Origin of the sequence: Planktothrix paucivesiculata PCC 9631 (assembly GCF_900009265.2) — a bacterium.
GTDB classification, from domain to species: Bacteria; Cyanobacteriota; Cyanobacteriia; order Cyanobacteriales; family Microcoleaceae; genus Planktothrix; species Planktothrix paucivesiculata.
Genome location: NZ_LR735026.1, coordinates 20353 through 40737 on the forward strand (window position 1 = coordinate 20353; position 20385 = coordinate 40737).

Genomic DNA, 20385 nt, shown 5'->3' on the forward strand with positions numbered 1-20385 from the left:
CTGGTTTCATTGTAGCAGTTTTTTCTAATATTTTCTACGGATTTTTTTGGGGTAAAGGTGGGCAAACGCCCACCCAATATTTAAGCTAAACAAGCGGCTAAATCTTCATCGGGGGTTGAAATTGCTTTCAGATGATAGGTGTCCGATAGTAATTGGAACACATTCGGAGAAATAAAAGCAGGTAAAGTGGGGCCTAAGCGAATGTCTTGAATCCCTAAATATAACAGGGTTAATAACACCGCCACGGCTTTTTGTTCATACCATGACAAAATCATGGACAGGGGTAATTCATTCACACCAATATCAAAAGCTTTGGCTAATCCTAAAGCAATTTGGATGGCAGAATAAGCATCATTACATTGTCCCACATCCATCAATCGAGGAATGTTACCAATCTCACCTAATTCTTTATCAAAAAAGCGGAATTTTCCACAAGCTAAGGTGAGGACAACACAATCTTGGGGAACTTTTTCCACAAATTCTGTATAGTAACTCCGTCCAGGTTTGGCCCCATCACAACCGCCAACTAAAAAGAAGTGACGAATTTTGCCAGCTTTAACCGCTTCAACGACGTGATCAGCTACACTTAAAACCGCATTATGGGCAAATCCGGTTTTCACTTCCCGGGGGGTTTCATCATCCAAAAAGCCGGGGAGTTCTAGCGCTTCTTGAATCACTGGAGTAAAATCAGGAATCCCATCAGCATCGGAGGGTAAATAGCCTAACCCTGGATAGCCCACTGGCCCAAGAGTAAACAATTTTTTATCATAGGTTTCATGGGGCGGCATTAAACAATTTGTTGTCACCACAATTGCCCCGGGAAACTTAGCAAAATCTTTGGTTTGATTCTGCCATGCTGTGCCAAAATGTCCGAACAAATGGGGATATTTTTGTTTTAAAATCGGATATCCATGGGCGGGTAATAATTCCCCATGAGTATAAACCGTAATCCCCGTATCTAAGGTTTGTTGTAACAGGGCTTCTAACTGTTTAATATCATGTCCCGAGACTAAAATCGCCTTACCTTGACGATGATTTAAGGGAACCGTTGTCGGGGTTGGATGTCCATAATGTCCGGTATGTCCGGCGTCTAATAATTCCATCGCCCGGAGGTTCATTTCTCCCACTTTTAAGGCTAAACCGACCCAGGCATTTAAGTCCAAATCCTGCCGATCTAAAGCAATTAAGGCTTCATAGATGAACTGATAAATTTTTTCATCCTCTTGACCCAGTTCATAGGCGTGGAAGGCGTAGGAGGCTAATCCTTTGATGCCATAAATGGTGGTTAATTGCAGGGAATAGATATCAATATTCCCACTGGCTTTTTGAATTAAATCTAAGGCAAACTGTTGTCCCTGTTCCGATAAATTCTCCTCAAAATCCGGCTGATAATTACAAATTTCCGGCCAGGAAATTGGGGTAGGACTTTTACTTTCCACCGCTTGTTTTAAGGTTTCCCGAAATTGTAAAGCCTGTTGAGCCGAGTCAGCAAATCGCTTGGTACTAAAGTTAACATTAGTCATCGTAGAAAACATCGATTCACAGGTGAAACGATCAATTTCTCGATTTGGAATCCCTAGCTCATAGGCTTTTAAAGCAATGGGGGCAATACTGCGTAAGCAATAGACTAATAAATCTTGGATTGAATTAACTTCTGGACTTTTACCACAGGCCCCCCATTGATGACAGCCATTTCCACTGGCGGTTTGTTCACATTGTTCGCAAAACATTTTTTATGATCCTTACTTGAAAGTATGGGATACAAGGGGTGAATTTTATCTGTGTTGACCACAATATCGTCACCCATTGCAGATATAGCAATCCTATTCGAGTTGTGTTCAAAATTCCTGAGCAAAAGGGAATACTTCGACTTCGCTCAGTAACAAGGGAATAGGGAATAGGGATCACACTTCTGACTGTTTCATATCAGTATTGAAATGTTACAACCTCGGCACGGATTGCTATAGAAACCGCCTCATGTTCACCGAAGGTTAAGACCCCGAAACCCGTCCGCTTTCTTCGGGTTGCAACAATGCCTCATATTCCTCTGGGAAATAACGTAACGTACTCAAGACCGGATTGGGGGCCGTTTGTCCGAGTCCGCATAAACTGGTGGCTTTGACCATTTCCGATAACAGTTTCATTTTCTCAATATCTGCGGTGGTGGCTTGTTTATTGAGAATTTTGGTTAACATTTGATACAGTTGAACCGTTCCAGTGCGGCAGGGAACACATTTTCCACAGGTTTCCCCCCGACAGAATTCCATATAGAATTGGGCAACTTGCACCATACTGGTGTTTTCGTCGAGCACCACCATGCCCCCTGAACCCATCATAGATCCTAATTGGGCCAAGGATTCATAATCTACTGGGGTATCTAAATGTTCGGCGGGAATACAACCGCCCGATGGCCCTCCAGTTTGCACGGCTTTCACCTTCACCCCGCCGGGAATACCGCCGCCCATGTCCTCGATAATTTTGCGTAAACTAATCCCCATGGGGACTTCAATTAAACCAGTATTGCGAATTTTGCCCGTGAGGGAGAAAATTTTAGTCCCCTTGCTTTTTTCTGTCCCAATGCCGGAAAACCAGTCGCTGCCTTTTTTAATAATCGGGGCAATATTGGCCAGGGTTTCGACGTTATTAATTAGGGTGGGCTCCCCCCATAAACCGGAAACGGCGGGATAGGGTGGGCGAGGGCGAGGAGTGCCGCGTCCCCCATCAATGGAAGCAATCAGGGCGGTTTCTTCCCCACAGACAAAGGCACCCGCCCCTACCCGGATATCGATGCGAAAATCTATTCCCGACCCAAAGACTTGACTACCTAAAATTCCCTGACGTTTGGCCTGTTGGATGGCTTTTTGTAGACGGGAGATGGCCAGGGGATATTCAGCCCGGACATAAATATAGCCTTGGGTCGCACCGACGGCATACCCGGCGATCGCCATGCCTTCTAAAATCCGATGGGGGTCACTTTCCAACACACTCCGATCCATGAAAGCACCGGGATCTCCTTCATCGGCGTTGCAGATCACATATTTCTGTCCCGGGGGCATTTTGGCAACGGTGGCCCATTTTAATCCGGTGGGATATCCGGCCCCGCCCCGGCCCCGTAGCCCGGATTTGGTAATTTCCGCCACCACCTCGGCCGGACTCATTTCATAAACGGCATGATGCAGGGCTTGGTATCCACCCACGGCGATATATTCGCCAATTTTTTCCGGGTCAATTTTACCGCTATTTTCTCGAACAATTAGCAGTTGACCACTAAAAAAGGGATGGTTGCGATCGCCGAGGACGGGTTTGGCTTCTCCCCCATTCAGGGCTTCAATAATAGATGGGGCTTCTTCGGGGGTGACTTTCTCGTATTGCAGTCCGGCGGGTTCGACTTCAACGATTGGCCCCCGGCCACAAAATCCCATACAACCCACCCCGACCACTTGCACCCTCTCCTCCAGTCCAGCGGCTTTCACTGCCGCATCCATTTGGTCTTTGACACCCAAGGAATTTGAGGCCACACATCCGGTTGAGGTACAACAATGAACCCGGATCGGTTTTTGGGATTTTTGTTCCTTCTCAGCCAATTCTAATAATTCGCTATATTCCATAATTTCTGTTTTCCTCTATATCGTAGGTTTTGGGTAATGGGTTATGGGTTATGGGTAATAGGTAATGGGTAATGGGTAATGGGTAATAGGTAATGGGTAATGGGTTATGGGTTATGGGTTATGGGTTATGGGTTTAGGATGCGAAGGTAATGGGTTATGGGTTATGGGGTTTCCCCATGCTCCCCCTGCTCCCCATGCTCCCCCTGCTCCCCATGCTCCCCCTGCTCCCCCTGCTCCCCCTGCCTCCCCTTCCCCTACTCCCCTACTTCCTCTGATTCCCATGCCGCCATCCGCTCACAAGCCATTTCCGGTGTCTGTTGGGCGGCGACTTTGCCATCAAAAACCACGGCTGGAGCAATACCACAGGCTCCAATACAACGGGCGGTCATAATCGAAATTTGACCATCGGCGGTGGTTTCCCCAGCTTTAATTCCGGTTCGAGCTTCTAAGGCGGTTAAGACATCCCCGCCCCCCTTAACGTAACAAGCTGTTCCTAAACAAACTACACAGGTATGGGCGCCATTGGGTTTGAGGGAGAATAAATGATAGAAGGTGGCGACTCCATAGACATAACTGAGGGGAAGTTTCAGATTTCTGGCCACATAAATTAGAACATCTTCTTCTAAAAAGCCAAAGGATTCTTGGGCTTTATGTAGCACTTCAATTAAAGCGTCCTGACGATATTGGTTGCGCTTCATGGTCATATCGAGGACTTTAAACCGTTTATCGCCTCCTTTTGTGGCTTCAGCTTTGGCTTTATCAGTTTTTGCAGTATTTACCGTAGAAGATTGCATAGTTCTGTTCTCTACTAATGATGTGGGTGTCACTCATTTTGTAATCAAAGATACCTTCAGAAAAGTTGGGTTCAGTTCACCAAAAAAGGGTCGCAAATTTAATCATGAACCTTGGGGGACTCAAGGATTATAGACTAGGTTGAGAGTTCTATAAACAACGATTGTGTTGTTTATCTCGATGATTCTTGGTTGGGTTCCAACTTCTCACCTAAATTGTAAGTCTACTGCTAATTTAGGGAAAAAAGTATTAAGATAAAGCAAAGAATTAATCAACCTGGGTTAATAATGGATGTAGCATGGATCGGACTGAAATAGTGGGACAATCCCCGCTCGAATAAATTCCCTGGATGTTCCATCAGTTTTCTGTCCTTGCTTCAATAAATGTAACATTTTTAGGTGTACTGATGTGTTTAGCGATTCCAGGTCAATTATTGAGTATTTCCGGGGATGACCCCTTGGAAAAAGTCGGCAAAGTTAGCTTTGGTGGAATGGTCAAAGAGATCAACTTGGCCTATGTTCCAGAGGTTCAAGTCGGTGACTATGTGATTGTTCATGTGGGTTTTGCTTTGAGTATTGTGGATGAACAAGCCGCGCAACAAACCTTAACAGACTTAGAACAAATGGCGGTAATAAGTTAAAAAACGTTAAGCTGTGATCCACTTTCTGCCATTTTTATTAGATGATCTAAAGCAATAACTCAAGGAACGTAGACCTCAAAAATTCTTAATCAAAACTTAAGGAGGTTTTAATCTCGATTAGGATTTAACCTGAGAAATTCTCAATTCAACAACGACGGAGATCATTAGAGAAAGCTGAATTAATTGTTAAGGAAAATTCTGTCCGTTTAACTACAGAACTACAATTATTGTAAATTCAAACTCAACATCAGCAAGGATGAATTCCGGCGCGTAAATTACCACAATAATTCTGTAGAAAAGCGGGCGATCGCATCAAATTTTTATTAAAGAGAGGAATTTCAAGAATGAATACAAAAAATTATGCCACCCTCGATGGGAACGAAGCCGTTGCCCGTGTTGCCTATTGTTTGAGTGAGGTGATCGCCATTTATCCGATCACCCCCTCCTCACCCATGGGAGAATGGGCCGATGCCTGGGCTTCCGTGGGGGATAAAAACCTCTGGGGAACCGTCCCGGCCGTGGTGGAAATGCAAAGTGAAGGGGGAGCAGCCGGGGCCGTACACGGAGCCCTACAAGCGGGTTCCTTGACCACCACTTTTACAGCATCCCAAGGGTTGATGTTAATGCTCCCCAACCTCTACAAAATTGCCGGAGAGTTAACCTGTGCGGTGATCCAAGTGGCCGCCCGTTCCTTAGCCGCCCAAGGGTTATCGATTTTTGGCGACCATAGTGATGTCATGGCCGCTAGGGCCACGGGGTTCGCCCTTCTGTGTTCCGCTTCGGTGCAGGAGGCTCAGGATATGGCCTTAATTGCCCAAGCAGCCACCCTAGAATCTCGGATTCCGTTTATTCACTTTTTTGACGGATTTCGTACCTCCCATGAAGTGCAAAAAATTGAACTTTTAGAGGATAGTGATATCCGAGAACTAATCGATGATAAATACGTTTATGAACACCGGAACCGCGCCTTAACTCCCGACCGTCCCGTCCTGCGAGGAACGGCCCAAAACCCCGATGTTTATTTCCAAGGCCGAGAAACCGTTAACGTTTTTTATGATAAAACCCCCGAAATTGTGCAACGGGCGATGGATAAATTGGGGCAGTTGACGGGACGTAATTATAAACTATTTGAATATCACGGTGCCCCCGATGCAGAACGGGTGATTATTCTCATGGGTTCAGGTTGTGAAACCGTCCATGAAACCGTGGATTATTTGAATGCCCAAGGAGAAAAATTAGGGGTATTAAAAGTTCGATTATATCGACCTTGGGATGGGGAACAATTAATTGCTGCCCTGCCCGAAACAGTAAAAGCGATCACGGTTTTAGATCGCACAAAAGAACCCGGTTCTAGTGGGGAACCCCTCTATTTAGATGTGGTTACGGCCGTTCAAGAGGTGATGTTAGGAGATAACGATACCCTTAAAGCTAAGATTAAAAATCTTAAAGCCTTAGTAGGTGGACGTTATGGGTTATCTTCTAAAGAATTTAACCCCGCCATGGTTAAGAGTATTTTTGAGAATTTAGCCCAAACTAAACCCAAAAATCACTTTACCATTGGCATTAATGATGATGTTAGCCACACCTCCTTAGAATACGATCCGAATTTCTCCACCGAAGCCGATAGCGTGGTGCGGGCAATGTTCTATGGGTTGGGGGCCGATGGTACTGTAGGGGCTAATAAAAACTCGATCAAAATTATTGGGGAAGAAACCGATAATTATGCCCAAGGTTATTTCGTTTATGACTCCAAAAAATCCGGGGCGGTGACCGTCTCCCACCTGCGTTTTGGCCCCGAACCGATCCGGTCGATTTATTTAATTAGTAAAGCTAATTTTATCGGCTGCCATCAATGGACATTTATCGAAAGATTAGACGTTCTCCAATGTGCCACCGAAGGTTCAACCTTCCTCTTAAATAGTCCCTACGGCCCCGATGAAATTTGGAACTATCTGCCCTTAGAAATTCAAGAAGAAATTGTCAGAAAAAATATCAAGTTTTATGTAATTAATGCCAACCAAGTCGCCCGGGATAGTGGGATGGGGAACCGCATTAATACCATTATGCAGGTGTGTTTCTTTGCTTTAGCCAAAGTATTACCTCGGGAAGAAGCGATCGCCAAAATTAAAAAAGCGATCGAAAAAACCTATGGCAAGAAAGGAGCAGAAATTGTTCGCTTAAACTTAAAGGCCGTTGACGATACCCTCGAACACCTATATGAAGTCAACGTTGCCCAGGCCAACAGTGCCCTACGGCGGGCCGAACCCGTAGCCGTCGGAGCCCCAACCTTTGTTAAAGAAGTTGAAGGCATGATGATCGCCGGACGGGGGGATGATTTACCCGTCAGTAAACTACCCTGTGATGGTACTTATCCCACCGGAACCTCCAAATGGGAAAAACGCAACGTCGCCCAGGATATCCCCGTCTGGGATGCGGATGTCTGTATCCAGTGCGGTAAATGCGTCATGGTTTGTCCCCATGCCACCATTCGGGGTAAAGCCTACGATGAGGCAGTCTTAGAAAGCGCCCCCACCAGTTTCAAATTTACCGACGTCAAGGATAAAACCTTTACCGGGGAAAAATTCACAATTCAAGTCGCCCCGGAAGACTGTACCGGATGTGGCATCTGTGTGGATGTTTGCCCCGCCAAAAATAAATCCATGCCGTCGAGAAAAGCGATCAACATGGAACCCCAGTTACCCCTGCGGGAACAAGAAGCGACGAATTGGGACTTTTTCCTCGGCATTCCCAACCCCGATCGCCTAAAATTACGGCCAGACATGATCCGGCAACAACAATGGCAAGAGCCGTTATTTGAGTTCTCCGGCGCCTGTGGTGGCTGTGGCGAAACCCCCTATATCAAGTTAGCCAGTCAGTTATTTGGCGATCGGATGATCGTCGCCAACGCCACCGGATGTTCCTCTATTTATGGCGGCAACCTACCCACCACGCCCTGGACAACCAACGCCGAAGGTCGTGGCCCCGCCTGGTCTAACAGCTTATTTGAAGATAACGCCGAATTCGGTTTAGGGTTCCGAATGTCCATTGACAAACACGCCGGGTTTGCCCTGGAATTGTTACACAAACTGGGCGGTGAGGTTGGGGATAATTTAGTTACCCAAATTACCGATAACGCCCAAAAATCCGAGGCCGATATTTGGGAACAACGGCAACGGGTTGTTCAACTCAAAGAAAAACTTCAAGGACTTAATTCCCCCGACGCCCAACAGTTACTCAGTTTGGCCGACTATTTAGTGAAAAAATCCGTTTGGATTATTGGGGGAGATGGTTGGGCCTATGATATTGGTTACGGAGGCCTAGATCATGTGATTGCCACGGGCCGTAACGTCAATATTCTAGTTCTGGATACGGAGGTTTATTCCAATACTGGCGGTCAGTCCTCTAAAGCTACCCCCCGGGGGGCCGTTGCTAAGTTTGCGGCTGGTGGTAAACCCTCGGCTAAGAAAGACCTGGGCCTGATTGCCATGACCTACGGGAACGTTTATGTGGCAAGTGTGGCGATGGGGGCCAAGGATGAACATACCCTGAAAGCGTTCTTGGAAGCGGAAGCCTATGACGGCCCATCATTGATTATTGCCTATTCCCACTGTATTGCCCACGGAATTAACATGGAAACGGCCATGAGTCATCAAAAACAACTGGTGGAAAGCGGTCGTTGGTTACTGTATCGCTATAACCCAGATTTGAAGGAAGCAGGCAAAAACCCGTTAATTTTGGATTCTAAATCACCCAAGAAACCCGTTGAGGCGTCGATGTATGCGGAGAACCGTTTCAAAATGTTGACCAAGAGCAAACCCGCCGACGCCAAACGGTTATTACAAGAAGCGCAACAGGACGTGAGCACGCGGTGGAAAATGTATGAATACATGGCCGCGCGTCCGTTAGAAACTAAGGGTGGTAATGGGCATTCTGAGACGAAACCTGCCCCAACTTCGGAAGGGACACCACCGGAAACCACCTCTGTATAAACAAGAGCAAAAACTAGAAACCTGGTTTCTAACTACTAAACCAGAAACACCAGAAACCGGGTTTCTAACTAACTGTTAGTTATGATCATAATCTAGGAAAAGAAACCCGGTTTCTAGCCCCCCAATACCATTTGCAAACCTAGGACTAAAAACAATGGATTTAACCACAACTTATCTAGGATTAAATTTACGCACCCCGATTGTTCCTTCGGCTGCTGCACCGCTATCGGAGGATATTGATAATATTAAACGTTTGGAAGATGCCGGGGCGGCGGCGGTGGTTTTGCATTCCTTATTTGAGGAACAATTACTGCGGGATAAATTTGAATTGCATCATCATTTAGAATACGGAACTAATAGCTTTGCAGAAGCGTTAAGTTATTTTCCCGAACCCGATGAATACCACGTCGGGCCAGAACTTTATTTAGAACATATTCGTCAGGCCAGAGAATCAACCAATATCCCGATTATTGCTAGTTTAAATGGTTTTTCTCCGGGGGGTTGGGTGGAATATGCTCGACTGATGGAACAGGCGGGAGCAAATGCCATTGAATTAAATATTTATTATGTGCCGACGGACTTTAATTTAACTGGAGAACAAATCGAACAAAACTATCTAAATACCATTAGAGATGTTAAGGCAGAAGTTACCATTCCTCTGGCTTTAAAACTGAGTCCCTATTTCAGCAATATGGCGAATATGGCTAAACAATGTTGTGATGCGGGGGCCGATGGTTTGGTTTTATTTAATCGTTTTCTGCAACCAGATATTAACCCCGAGGAATTAATTGTTGAACCGGGAACGATTTTAAGTAGTCCCCATGACCTGCGTTTACCGATGCGTTGGATTGCAATTTTATATGGTCGAATTAATGCGGATTTAGCCTGTACCAGTGGCGTTCAAAGGGGTCATGATGCGATTAAAGTATTGATGGCGGGGGCAAAAATTACCCAGGTTTGTTCTACCTTATTACGCCATGGTTTTAATTATATTAAAGTCATGGAGGAGGATATGAAAAACTGGATGGAAGAACACGAATATGATTCTATTAAACAAATGCAGGGTTCTATGTCGCAACTCCATTGTGAGGATGAATCAGCTTATGAACGCGCCCAATATATGAAGACAATTACATCCTATCAACCCGATCATAGTTTAGTTTAGACCCCACCCCAGTCCTCCCTTTCGTCAGGGGAGGATTTTTTATGGCGATTTGGCTAAATTTTGGTACAATGACAGTTTGGCTAAAAATTTTTCAGTGTTTTACTCTAAGCAAAAGAAACCTCATGGAAATTATAATTGAAGGTCAAAAACGACCAGAAGGCTCTAAACCCAATGCTTTGCGTCGTCAAGGATTAATTCCGGCGGTGCTGTATGGCCATCAAGGGGCAGAATCCATTAGTATTACGATTCCGGCGAAAACCGTAGAAAACCTACTCAAAAAGAACGTTGTTAACCAGGCTCTAATTCAACTGAATATTCCTGATATCTCTTGGAGTGGCAAAACCCTACTGCGGGAAGTGCAAAAACATTCTTGGAAAGGATTTCCCTATCACCTGAGCTTCTTTTCTGTGGCTCAACAAGAGAGTTTAACCGTTTCTGTTCGTCTGCATTTCGTGGGCGAATCTGTTGGGGTTAAATTTGAAGGCGGTCTGTTAGATGTCGTCCTCTCTGAATTGGAAATTGAGTGCGAACCGGGTAATATTCCGGCCCGTATTGATGTCGATGTGACAGAATTACATCAAGGTCAAGCCCTACACATTAGAGAAATTAACTTACCTGATGGAGTTAAAGCCACGGGTGATGGCGAACAAGTTGTTGTTAGCATCATTCATCCTGAGCGGGGTGAGGAAGGCGACGCCGAGGCTTAATTTTAGGGAGGCAGGGGGAGCAGGGGGAGCAGGGGAGGCAGGGGGAGCAGGGGAGGCAGGGGAGGCAGGGGAGGCAGGGGAATAAATGTCCTCGCTTGTGAATAACCCCGAACTCTGAACTTTGAACTCTGAACTCTGGACTCTGAACCCTGAACTCTCACCCCAGAGCCTAATTAATAATTTCCTTTAATTTCTCCTGTTGAGATTCGGGTAGGCGGGGGCCATGAATTTGCACGATTTGGGAACCGAGATAATTTCCCCAACGGGCGGCTTGGGTGGTGGTTAAACCGTTGGTGAGCCCATATAATACCCCACCTGCAAAGGCATCTCCCGCCCCAACAGTATCCACGGGTTTCACCGGGAACCCCGGGACGTGAATTAGGGTTTGGTTTTCCACCACTAAACAGCCTTTATCACTATTCGTAATAAAAACAAAATTAACCTTTTCTCCTAACTGACGGGCGCAAACCTCTAAATCTTCGCTACCGCAGAAGTGGCGCACCTCATCCGCATTACAAAACAACACATCACAATATTCAGTTAAAACACTGCGAAAATCATCCCCAAACCGTCCCACTAAAAACATATCGGAAAAGGTAAACGCCACTTTTACCCCTAGGCGTTTGGACTGTTCCATGGTTTCAATACTAGCCTTGCGAGGTTCGGGTGCATCCCACAAATAGCCTTCAATATAACTGTATTGACACTGACTCAAATGATCAATATTAATATCCGTCACGGATAAAGTTGTAGAAACCCCCAAATTAGTACACATGGTGCGTTCTGCGTCGGGGGTAGTTAATACCAAACAGGTTCCCGTTGGCCCGTGGCTACTGTCGGTGGGTTCAATTTCAAACCCAATTCCGGCGGCGACCATATCCTGTTGATAAAATTCGCCATTGGTGTCCGTACTCACTTTACCCGAATAAATGCCCGTACCGCCACTTTGGGCGATCGCAATCATGGTATTTGCAGCCGAACCCCCACAGCGTAATTCTAGGGAATGGTTTTCTAATTGTTGTAATAATTTCCCCTGTTTGACGGTATCCATCAGGGTCATGGCGCCTCGGTTGAGGTCATGGCTTTGAATAAAATTATCCTCAACTAATGCCAAAATATCGAGGAGGGCATTTCCCACACCAAAGACATTAAAGGATTTGGGTTCTGTCATTGACTATTTCTGTAAAACGGTTTGAACAATTCAATGATTGATCATAGCAAATTTTCTGTAACTTTTATTTTCAAATCCTGAGAATTTGGTTTTTTCCAGAGATAATAAAAATAAGACTCAACTAATTAGCCTTTCTCCCGCAAAATTCAATTCATTTTTATCTTTTTTAAATATGACTGACTCTGAACTTCCTCGCCTGATTCAACAAATGTTAGAACCGGATTTTTATTCTCATCCGGTACAGGAACCGATTGAACTTTTACAAACTCATATTTCATTTATTCTGTTAACGGGAGAATATGCTTATAAAATCAAAAAAACCGTTGATTTTGGATTTTTAGATTATTCGACCTTAGAGAAACGACGCTATTTTTGCGAACAAGAATTGCAACTGAATCAACAACAGGCACCCGAATTATATTTAGAAGTTTTACCGATCATAGAAATAGGCGATCGCTTTCAATTTGATAATAATCAAAATCATGCCGTTGAATATGCTTTAAAAATGCGCCAATTTCCTCAAGACAACTTATTCATTAATTTATTTACTCAGGATAAATTAACAAAACAAGAAATGGAGGATTTAGGAAACGTCGTGGCTGATTTTCATTTCAATTGTCCAACCAATGATCATATTTTAAAATTTGGAGAAATTGCTCAAGTTCGTCATTCCATTGATGGAAACTATCTAAAAACAGAAAAATATATTGGCTGTTGTCAAACCCAAGACCAATATGAACAAACTAAAGAATATACAGATAGATTTTTTGAAACCCATCAACTTGTGTTTGAAAGTCGGATTCAAAATCGATGGATTCGAGAATGTCATGGGGATTTACATTTAAAAAATATCTGTATTTATCAAGAGAAAATATTACTATTTGATCGAATAGAATTTAATCAAGAATTTCGCTTTGTTGATGTAATTTATGATGTGGCTTTTGTGGTTATGGACTTAGAAGCACGGGGACGGGCTGATTTAGGAAATCGCTTTTTAAATACTTATATCGAACAAACTGGAGACTGGGAAGGATTACAATTATTACCCTTTTATTTAACCCGTCAAGCCTATGTCAGAGCTAAAGTTAATTCCTTAATATTAGATGATTCAGCCATTAGTGAAGAACAAAAAGAAATAGCCAAGCAAGAAGCAATTCAATATTATAAATTAGCTTGGCAATATACTCGCAGATCTTCAGGGGGAATGGTGATGATGTCGGGGTTATCGGGGTCAGGAAAAAGCACAACCGCGCGGCAATTATCAAAAAGATTAAATGCGATTCATATTCGTTCTGATGCAGTTAGAAAGCATTTAGCCCATGTTCCTCTCCATGAGTCAGGAGGAGAAGAAATTTATACTCCAGAGATGACCGACAAGACCTATAAACGGTTATTAGAATTAGGATTATTATTAGCAAAACAAGGATTTTGGGTCATTTTAGATGCCAAATATGAGCAACAAGAACGACGAGAAGAAGTCATAGAAACCTGTCATACCCATCAATTACCGCTACAAATCATTGAATGTACCGCACCCATGGATATTTTACAAGAACGTTTACAACAACGTCAGGGAGATATTTCTGACGCCACAGTTGATCTATTAACCTCTCAACGGGCTACCTCTCAACCTTTTACAGATTCCGAAAAAAACTATCTTACTACCATTGATACAACCCAAAATATTGATCAGCAATGGAAGAAATTATATTAAAATAATCTAGTGTTTGAAGTTGCGAGTATAATCCCTTTCTTTGTGTCTTAGTGCCTTTGTGTTTCCTTCCTTAATCATAATGAAATTAAGAAAAAAAACTAGCTTAATTATCTATGGAATTTCCAGTGTAATTGTATCATTAATTTTAGCGATCGCCCTTTTAATTCCGCCCACATCCCCCCAACCGATTGTGATTATACCAAATGAAATTAGAGGGGTTTGGTTAACAAATGTTAGTAGTGGAGTCTTATTTTTCCCTTGGGGAATTAATCGCGCCTTAGACCAATTATCCCAACTCAAATTTAATACCATTTATCCGGTTGTTTGGAACCGAGGAAACACCTTTTATAAAAGTGCAGTGGGGAAAAGAGTCATGGGTCGTTCTCAAGATTCCCTATTAAATATAACGCAATTGGGGGGAGATATTTTATCAAAAATTGTTATAGAAGGACACAGAAAAGGATTAAAAGTAATTCCTTGGTTTGAATATGGGTTTATGGCGCCTAAAAACTCTGCTATTGTACAACGACATCCCGACTGGATTGCCCAAACTCAGAAAGGCGAAAAAGAGTTAGAACCCTTAAGAAATTCCGAGGATGTTTCCTATCAAACTAAAATTAAAAACTGGATTGTGAATCAAATTTTAGAAGCGATGACGATTCAAAATGTCTGGTTAAATCCCTTTCATCCCCAAGTCCAGCAGTTTATTGAAGATTTGATTTTAGAAGTTGTGATTAAATATAAGATTGATGGGATTCAACTGGATGATCATTTCGGTCTTCCTGTGGAATTTGGTTATGATGAATATACCATTAAACTCTATAAAAAAGAACATAATGGTCAATCTCCCCCCAATAATTATTATGATCAAGAATGGCGCAGTTGGAGGGCTAATAAAATCACGGCATTAGTTGAACGCATTGTTAAAAAAGTTAAAACTGTTAAACCCAATTGTATTGTTTCCCTATCCCCTAATCCCTATGAATATACCTATGAAATGTATTTACAAGATTGGTTAACTTGGGTCAATAAAGGATTAGTGGATGAAATTATTTTACAGGTTTATCGAGATAGTTTGGTAAAATTCACTTCAGAATTAGACCACGAATCTGTTCAAATTGCTAGACGTAAAGTTCCGGTAGTTATTGGGTTATTAAGTGGAACATTAAGACATCCTGTACCCATGGAACAAATTGAAAAACAAATGAAAGTTGTGCGCGATCGCGGCTTTGATGGAATCTCATTTTTTTATTGGGAAACCCTCTGGAGTTATTTCACTCCCGACTCTCCCCGATATCGTCGCCAAAGCTTTAAAACCTTATTTTCAGATTAATGAATTTGACTAAAATGGGATAAACTAAAAGAATAGAATTGAGGGAGAAATACTCTCTATGGCAAGAATTAGAGTTCCTAAACCTCTCATTTTGCTATTACAAGAGGTTGAACCCGAAAAATTTCTACCGTTACTTGGGAAATATGGAGCAACAGATTCCCAAGGAAGGTATTTGCATTGGAATGATTTTAAATGGAGAGTCAAGTCTGGTGATAACGAATTAGCTGCATGGAGTGAGTTAGCTAGAGATTATCTAAAAATCACTTCATCAAGTATAATAGATATATCTTAGATATTGGTAAAAAACTATGAGCAAAGTTTTAGGAATATGTTGTGCAAGATTAAAATATAATCAAGAGGAAAAATATGAGTCTGCTGGTTATGAAATTATTAAACTTTATGAAGAAGGGAAAAAATACTATGATGATGTTTTAGTTTTTCATCCATCTGAAGTGAATTATAAATTGATTAGAAGCCAAAAGGAACCGATAGTCAGTCTGAAAGGAAAAGATATTACTAACTTATCAACTTTAATAATTAGAAGAGTCAAACTTTATGAAAAAGCTACTTCAATTTTAGCGAGAGTTTTAGATAGTTGCGGTTGTGATGTATTCGATCCTGTAGATCGATTTCAAGGAAATTCACCTTCTAAGCTTTTAACAACAGTTAACCGTCATGAAAAAGGGGTTGGTGTAAGCTCTTATATTGCTGCTAGTTTTGAGGGTGCAACTCAATTAATCTCTGAATTTGATAATCAACAATTTCCTCTAATTGTCAAACCTATTGATGGAAGAGGTGGTGAAGGTGTAGAACTTTTAAATAACTTGAATGAGGCAATAGAATATGCTAAAAAGTTTTTTGAAGATAATCAAGAACGAAATCAGCCCATACTTTTTCAAGAGTTTGTCAGAATCAAATCAGAATATCGTGTTATGATTGTTGATGGTCAGTCTTTAGGATTAGTTAAAAAAATAGCTCAACTTGGAGCCATAGCTGCTAATGCTGCACAGGGTGGAAATTTTATAGCAACCGATGCAGATGATGTGATTAATTTGGCTGTTAATAATGTGAGTCAAAGGGGCATTTTAGGCGTTGATGTAGTTCGAGATTTTGAGGAAAAACTTTACATTTTAGAAGCCAATCGCTCTCCTCAATGGAAAGCTTTTGAAGAAGCGACGGGAATTAATGTAGCTCAAGAAATTATTGTTCGTGCTATTAATCGATTAAACAGAGTAAAGGACAGTGAATCATGAAACTATGGTTAAATCCAGGACGCTTTGAGATTGTGTTTGAGTCAAGGCAATCACCTCTAATCTCCTTGAAATCTATCTGCTCTTGTAGGTGAATTTGGGAAAACTAAATATTCAGGCAAATAATAAGGCTGGACTAACAAGCTATTTTCACGCAGTTTTTTAAGCTCTGGCAACATACTAAGGGCTGCTTTACCAGACATTAACAGAAAATAATCATCGGGATAGCATTCAAGATGGGCTGATACTTGATGAAATCCCTCAAAGTAAACTTTATCCTTGACGTGACATCCTGGAAGACTGGTATCAGTAAAACCCCGTTTTGCACGGGTGACAATATCAAAAGCTTCATCTAAACTTGTATGCTGAACAAGTTCATGGAAAACTTCGTAAAAGCTATGATTGAGGCTCATGTGAGCCGCAATTACCCGTAACGCATAGCGATGCTGATCAACAGGCGACTGTACACCATAGCAAGCTTCATGGTAATTTGCTAACCCTTCTTCTGTATGGAGATAGTTATATAGACCAAAACGCAACAGTTTCAGAGGTTGTAAATCTCCATTGGCAGTCCTAAAAACATGAGTGCCGATTTCATGTACCAGCAACCGCTTCAATTCATTTTCGGTAAAGAATTTTTTTGCATTGACTCGTACCTGCTTATCCACAGAACGAACACTAATGCGAGCGTTCATAGTATTACTGATGATTACACACCAATCAGTCAAACCGACTTTGGCAAGAACTTTACTCATCCGATCTACCATATCTTCTGATGGAATTGTACGTGGTTCTGACTCCAGAGGTAATTGAACCAAGGCTTTATAAGCCAACTGAACTAAATCAGTGGAGAGTTTGCCATAGACTTTGACTGTTGCTTCAGTAGTCAATACTGGATCGCGGGTTGCTGCTGCCCGCATTAGATCTAGTGTCAAGACAACATCTTTATAAATCCAATCTTCCCAAATGTTCTGATCAGGTTGTAACTCAGAAAGAAACTCAGACAAAGGTTGCTCCCAACCCGAAGGAGGTAAATGATAGCTAAATTGCGGATTATAGATTTTCCCTGCTACATGAGATGTGAAAAGCTGTTGCCTTTCAGTATCTCGATTGATCGGTGCAGTGTAATGAGCTATATCAACAGATGCGTACAAAACCTGTAACTGCTCACTTAGAGTGTTTAATCGTTCGAGAGTCTGTTGTTCCATGCAATTTGCCTTTTGTTAATTAGTTCTTGTTCAATGGGCTGTAGTACATCATCTGGATCAGCTTTCTGCATCTCTCGCAAAATTATCAAAGCATAATCCAGGATACCTAGCCAGCCACAGGTATTAACAGCATCTTGAAAGTATTCTGTTGCTTGGACTAATTGGTCAGGACGCAACAGAGGTAGTGCCAGGAGTGCTATCCCTGCCTGGGCAAAAGCACGATGATACCGATAAATCCAGCGCTGGCTATGAAGTTTTTCAAGTGCAGTATCTTTGGCACGTTGAAACAAGCGATTTGCCTCATCCAACTGTTTCCTCCGCAGATAAGTAATTGCCTCAAAAAGTAGTATTTCACTACAAAGTGGAGTGTTTGCCGTGAACTTTTTAAGCAATGGCTTGGTTTCTTCAACAACTTGCAATGCCTCATCAAGTTGGTTTGTAATTAAATAAGCAATTAATAGTCTGTTTCGGCTATTCACCTGTGTTGTAATACGATCATATTGATCTGCTATTTCAATACTTTTCAGCCATTGTTCAACAGCTAGGTGAATGTTATCTGGATCTGTATGAAGCAATAAAATTCCCAAGCCAGAATAAGCCTCTGATGTAAATTGAGTATCAGAAATTTTGTTGCTCGCTTCTAACTGTTGATCAATATAAATTTTGGATTGTTCATAGTTACCTAGTTTACGATAACTGATAGCAATATTGTGTAAATACATGACTTGCCCAGTAAAGTTGCGATGCTGTTTTCCTAACTCCAGAGCCTTTTTATAATACTCAATTGCTTTAGGATAATTTCCAAAACATTCACCATACACAGCACCAATATTATTTAAACACGACATTTTTTGAGCGACATTACCAATTTCATCTGCAATTCCCAATGCCTGTTGATAAAGAGAAAGACGTTCATTATTTCTATTCATCTGGCCGTAGATGATACCCAAAACACGCAGAGCCGATCCTTCCTGGCTTCGGTTGCGAGTATTTCTAGCAATCCTTAGCGCCTCTTCAGCAAAACTCATCGCTGTTTCAGAAGAACGCTGTCTTCGTAAACTCTGTGCTAGACTAATTAATCCCTGAATAAGAGTCTTCTCGTCCTCTAACTGCCGAGCTCTATCAATACTTGTACGATAATAAGTCTCAGCATCACTGTATAATCCTGTGTGGTAATAGGTTTCGCCAATCCACCATGCTAACTGGGCCTGATTGAGAGCATTATGCGTTGCGTCCTCGCCTATGGCTGCTAAAGCTTGATTAAAAAATGTACGAGATTGATTAAACTCACCTAACTTGAATGCCTGTTCACCTGCTAGTTGAAGATAGGTTGAAGCTTTTTGAGTTTGACTGGCTTCGGTATAATGATATGCCAGTTGAACGGCAATCATTTCAGTTTGTCCATTAAATAGAGCTTCTAGGGTTTGTGCTACTTCCGCATGAAGCATTCGACGCTCTGCTTTGGGCAAGATGCTATATAAATAGACTTGAAAAAGGGCATGGCTAAACATATAGCGTGATATCATGGCTCTGCCTAACTGGACTTCGCCAGTCTCTTGTACCAAGTGATGGCACTGTTCCAGTTCACGCGACAGTTTGTTGACCAAATCTCGTTCCTTAATTTCTTGAATTTTTGCAATCACCTGCACGGTAAAGTCTTGCCCTTCAACACAGGCAACGTTGAGTATCTCACGTAACTCATTTGACAACCGCGTAATTCGTTTTTCAATAATGCCTTCAACCCTTGCGGGTAGTTCGTCCCAATTTAATTGGGGAGATTCTTGCCAGCGCCCATCTGCATCCTGAATCAGATCGCCTCGTTCTTGCATAGAACGCAGCAATTCTGTGGTGAATAGAGCATGACCCCCAGTGCGGTTAAACAGAGCATCCCGAAATGCGTGGCTCAGATTATTGGGTTGGCTATTAATCAAAGCATCTACAAAAGCTTGACCATTCTGCTCAGTGGTTTCATCCAAATCAATCCACACATCACCATAGATTCTTTTAATTTCGTTGAGAGTTGACCCTAGCGGATGACGCTCATTGTTACGCTGTGCTGCCACATCGCTAGGACGATATAGTCCAACAAATAAAATTGGACAGGTTCTTAACTCCCTAACAAGATGGAAGAGGAGCCCATTGGATGCAGCATCTACCCATTGAAGATCATCGAGGATAATGACTAACGGATGTTCTTGGGACAGTCGCCGTAAAAGAGCAGTGTATTGCAAGAAAATTTGGGATTGCTCAATGTTGTTCTGGTCTCTCTGTGTGGCACTCACCCGCTCATCCAAGCCTTTCAGCAATCCGCGTTCCTTAGCTCCCATACGGGCTAGGGCTGCTAAAACATTCATCCCTGGAATTAATGTTCCGATTAGGTCAGGAGCAATTTCTACTAGAGCCCGACCTGAAACTCTAAGCGCCTGGCTAAGACGTTGGGTACTGTTGCTAGTAATCGCATTATCATTATTAGCATTATCTCCTATAAGCATCCCTAAAATCATTCGGAAGGGTATATAGGGATCGCTAATTCCGGTCAGGGCATTGCATTTACTCTGAGTAAAGAGCAACTTTTCATTTAGTTCTTCTGACTGCACTACAAATTCTTCAATTAGCCTTGATTTACCTGTTCCTGCCTCACCACTGATAAAACAAACCTGGGCCTTACCATTCAAAGCCTTCCTCAAAAACCTGCTCAATCGCTCTAATTCTGGTTCTCGGCTGACAAATCGCTGACTCATACTCTTGCAGCATCCTTAGCAGTGTAACATTTTTATTATATATATAACAATCCTAAATAGGTTGTAA

The 20385-nt window shown here is 42.4% G+C and carries 14 protein-coding genes; 8 read left to right on the forward strand and 6 right to left on the reverse strand.

Going from position 1 to position 20385, the window contains the following annotated elements; genetic code table 11:
* Window positions 1-80: 80 nt before the first annotated feature.
* The 3 genes from hcp to hoxE all read right to left on the reverse strand — a co-directional run bounded on the left by hcp (window position 81) and on the right by hoxE (window position 4402).
* Complete coding sequence (hcp, locus tag PL9631_RS20750) at window positions 81-1730, reverse strand: hydroxylamine reductase (RefSeq protein WP_083623319.1); 1650 nt, start codon at window positions 1728-1730, stop codon at window positions 81-83.
* 261 nt (window positions 1731-1991) lie between these two features.
* Entirely contained in the window at window positions 1992-3608 is a 1617-nt protein-coding gene (locus PL9631_RS20755) for a NuoF family protein (protein ID WP_083623321.1), read from the reverse strand.
* Window positions 3609-3862: 254 nt separating this feature from the next.
* Window positions 3863-4402 (reverse strand): bidirectional hydrogenase complex protein HoxE, encoded by a 540-nt coding sequence (gene hoxE, locus PL9631_RS20760; RefSeq protein ID WP_083623322.1) that lies wholly within the window; start codon window positions 4400-4402, stop codon window positions 3863-3865.
* 404 nt (window positions 4403-4806) lie between these two features.
* Between hoxE and PL9631_RS20765 the strand changes: the two genes are divergently transcribed.
* From PL9631_RS20765 to PL9631_RS20780, 4 genes are all read left to right on the forward strand, one after another.
* A complete protein-coding gene (locus PL9631_RS20765) occupies window positions 4807-5040 on the forward strand; it encodes a HypC/HybG/HupF family hydrogenase formation chaperone (RefSeq protein ID WP_083623324.1) in 234 nt (77 codons plus the stop codon).
* Between the two features lie 344 nt (window positions 5041-5384).
* On the forward strand, window positions 5385-9029 hold the full coding sequence (gene nifJ, locus PL9631_RS20770; RefSeq protein WP_083623326.1) for a pyruvate:ferredoxin (flavodoxin) oxidoreductase: 3645 nt from the start codon (window positions 5385-5387) through the stop codon (window positions 9027-9029).
* 154 nt (window positions 9030-9183) lie between these two features.
* Window positions 9184-10194 carry a dihydroorotate dehydrogenase-like protein gene (locus PL9631_RS20775; RefSeq protein ID WP_083623327.1) on the forward strand — a complete coding sequence of 337 codons (1011 nt, stop codon included), beginning with the start codon at window positions 9184-9186 and terminating at the stop codon, window positions 10192-10194.
* Between the two features lie 122 nt (window positions 10195-10316).
* On the forward strand, window positions 10317-10901 hold the full coding sequence (locus PL9631_RS20780; RefSeq protein ID WP_083624272.1) for a 50S ribosomal protein L25/general stress protein Ctc: 585 nt from the start codon (window positions 10317-10319) through the stop codon (window positions 10899-10901).
* Window positions 10902-11070: 169 nt separating this feature from the next.
* Here PL9631_RS20780 and PL9631_RS20785 read toward each other — a convergent pair whose 3' ends face one another.
* Window positions 11071-12072: an adenosine kinase gene (locus PL9631_RS20785; protein ID WP_083623329.1), complete on the reverse strand. Its 1002-nt coding sequence runs from the start codon at window positions 12070-12072 to the stop codon at window positions 11071-11073.
* A gap of 172 nt (window positions 12073-12244) precedes the next feature.
* Between PL9631_RS20785 and PL9631_RS20790 the strand changes: the two genes are divergently transcribed.
* The 4 genes from PL9631_RS20790 to PL9631_RS20805 all read left to right on the forward strand — a co-directional run bounded on the left by PL9631_RS20790 (window position 12245) and on the right by PL9631_RS20805 (window position 16372).
* Window positions 12245-13786, forward strand: coding sequence for a bifunctional aminoglycoside phosphotransferase/ATP-binding protein (locus PL9631_RS20790; protein WP_083624273.1), 1542 nt, complete (start codon window positions 12245-12247; stop codon window positions 13784-13786).
* Window positions 13787-13865: 79 nt separating this feature from the next.
* A complete protein-coding gene (locus tag PL9631_RS20795) occupies window positions 13866-15119 on the forward strand; it encodes a glycoside hydrolase family 10 protein (RefSeq protein WP_083623330.1) in 1254 nt (417 codons plus the stop codon).
* Window positions 15120-15177: 58 nt separating this feature from the next.
* Window positions 15178-15411, forward strand: a complete 234-nt coding sequence (locus tag PL9631_RS20800) for a hypothetical protein (protein WP_083623332.1) — start codon at window positions 15178-15180, stop codon at window positions 15409-15411.
* A gap of 16 nt (window positions 15412-15427) precedes the next feature.
* The gene (locus PL9631_RS20805; RefSeq protein WP_083623333.1) at window positions 15428-16372 is read left to right on the forward strand and encodes an ATP-grasp domain-containing protein; all 945 of its coding nucleotides are present in this window, start codon (window positions 15428-15430) and stop codon (window positions 16370-16372) included.
* A gap of 56 nt (window positions 16373-16428) precedes the next feature.
* Here PL9631_RS20805 and PL9631_RS20810 read toward each other — a convergent pair whose 3' ends face one another.
* Together PL9631_RS20810 and PL9631_RS20815 are read right to left on the reverse strand one after the other, a co-directional pair.
* The gene (locus tag PL9631_RS20810; protein ID WP_083623335.1) at window positions 16429-17577 is read right to left on the reverse strand and encodes a tyrosine/phenylalanine carboxypeptidase domain-containing protein; all 1149 of its coding nucleotides are present in this window, start codon (window positions 17575-17577) and stop codon (window positions 16429-16431) included.
* On the reverse strand, window positions 17550-20318 hold the full coding sequence (locus PL9631_RS20815; protein WP_083623337.1) for a tetratricopeptide repeat protein: 2769 nt from the start codon (window positions 20316-20318) through the stop codon (window positions 17550-17552). The genes PL9631_RS20810 and PL9631_RS20815 overlap by 28 nt, the downstream gene beginning before the upstream one ends.
* Window positions 20319-20385: the final 67 nt, after the last annotated feature.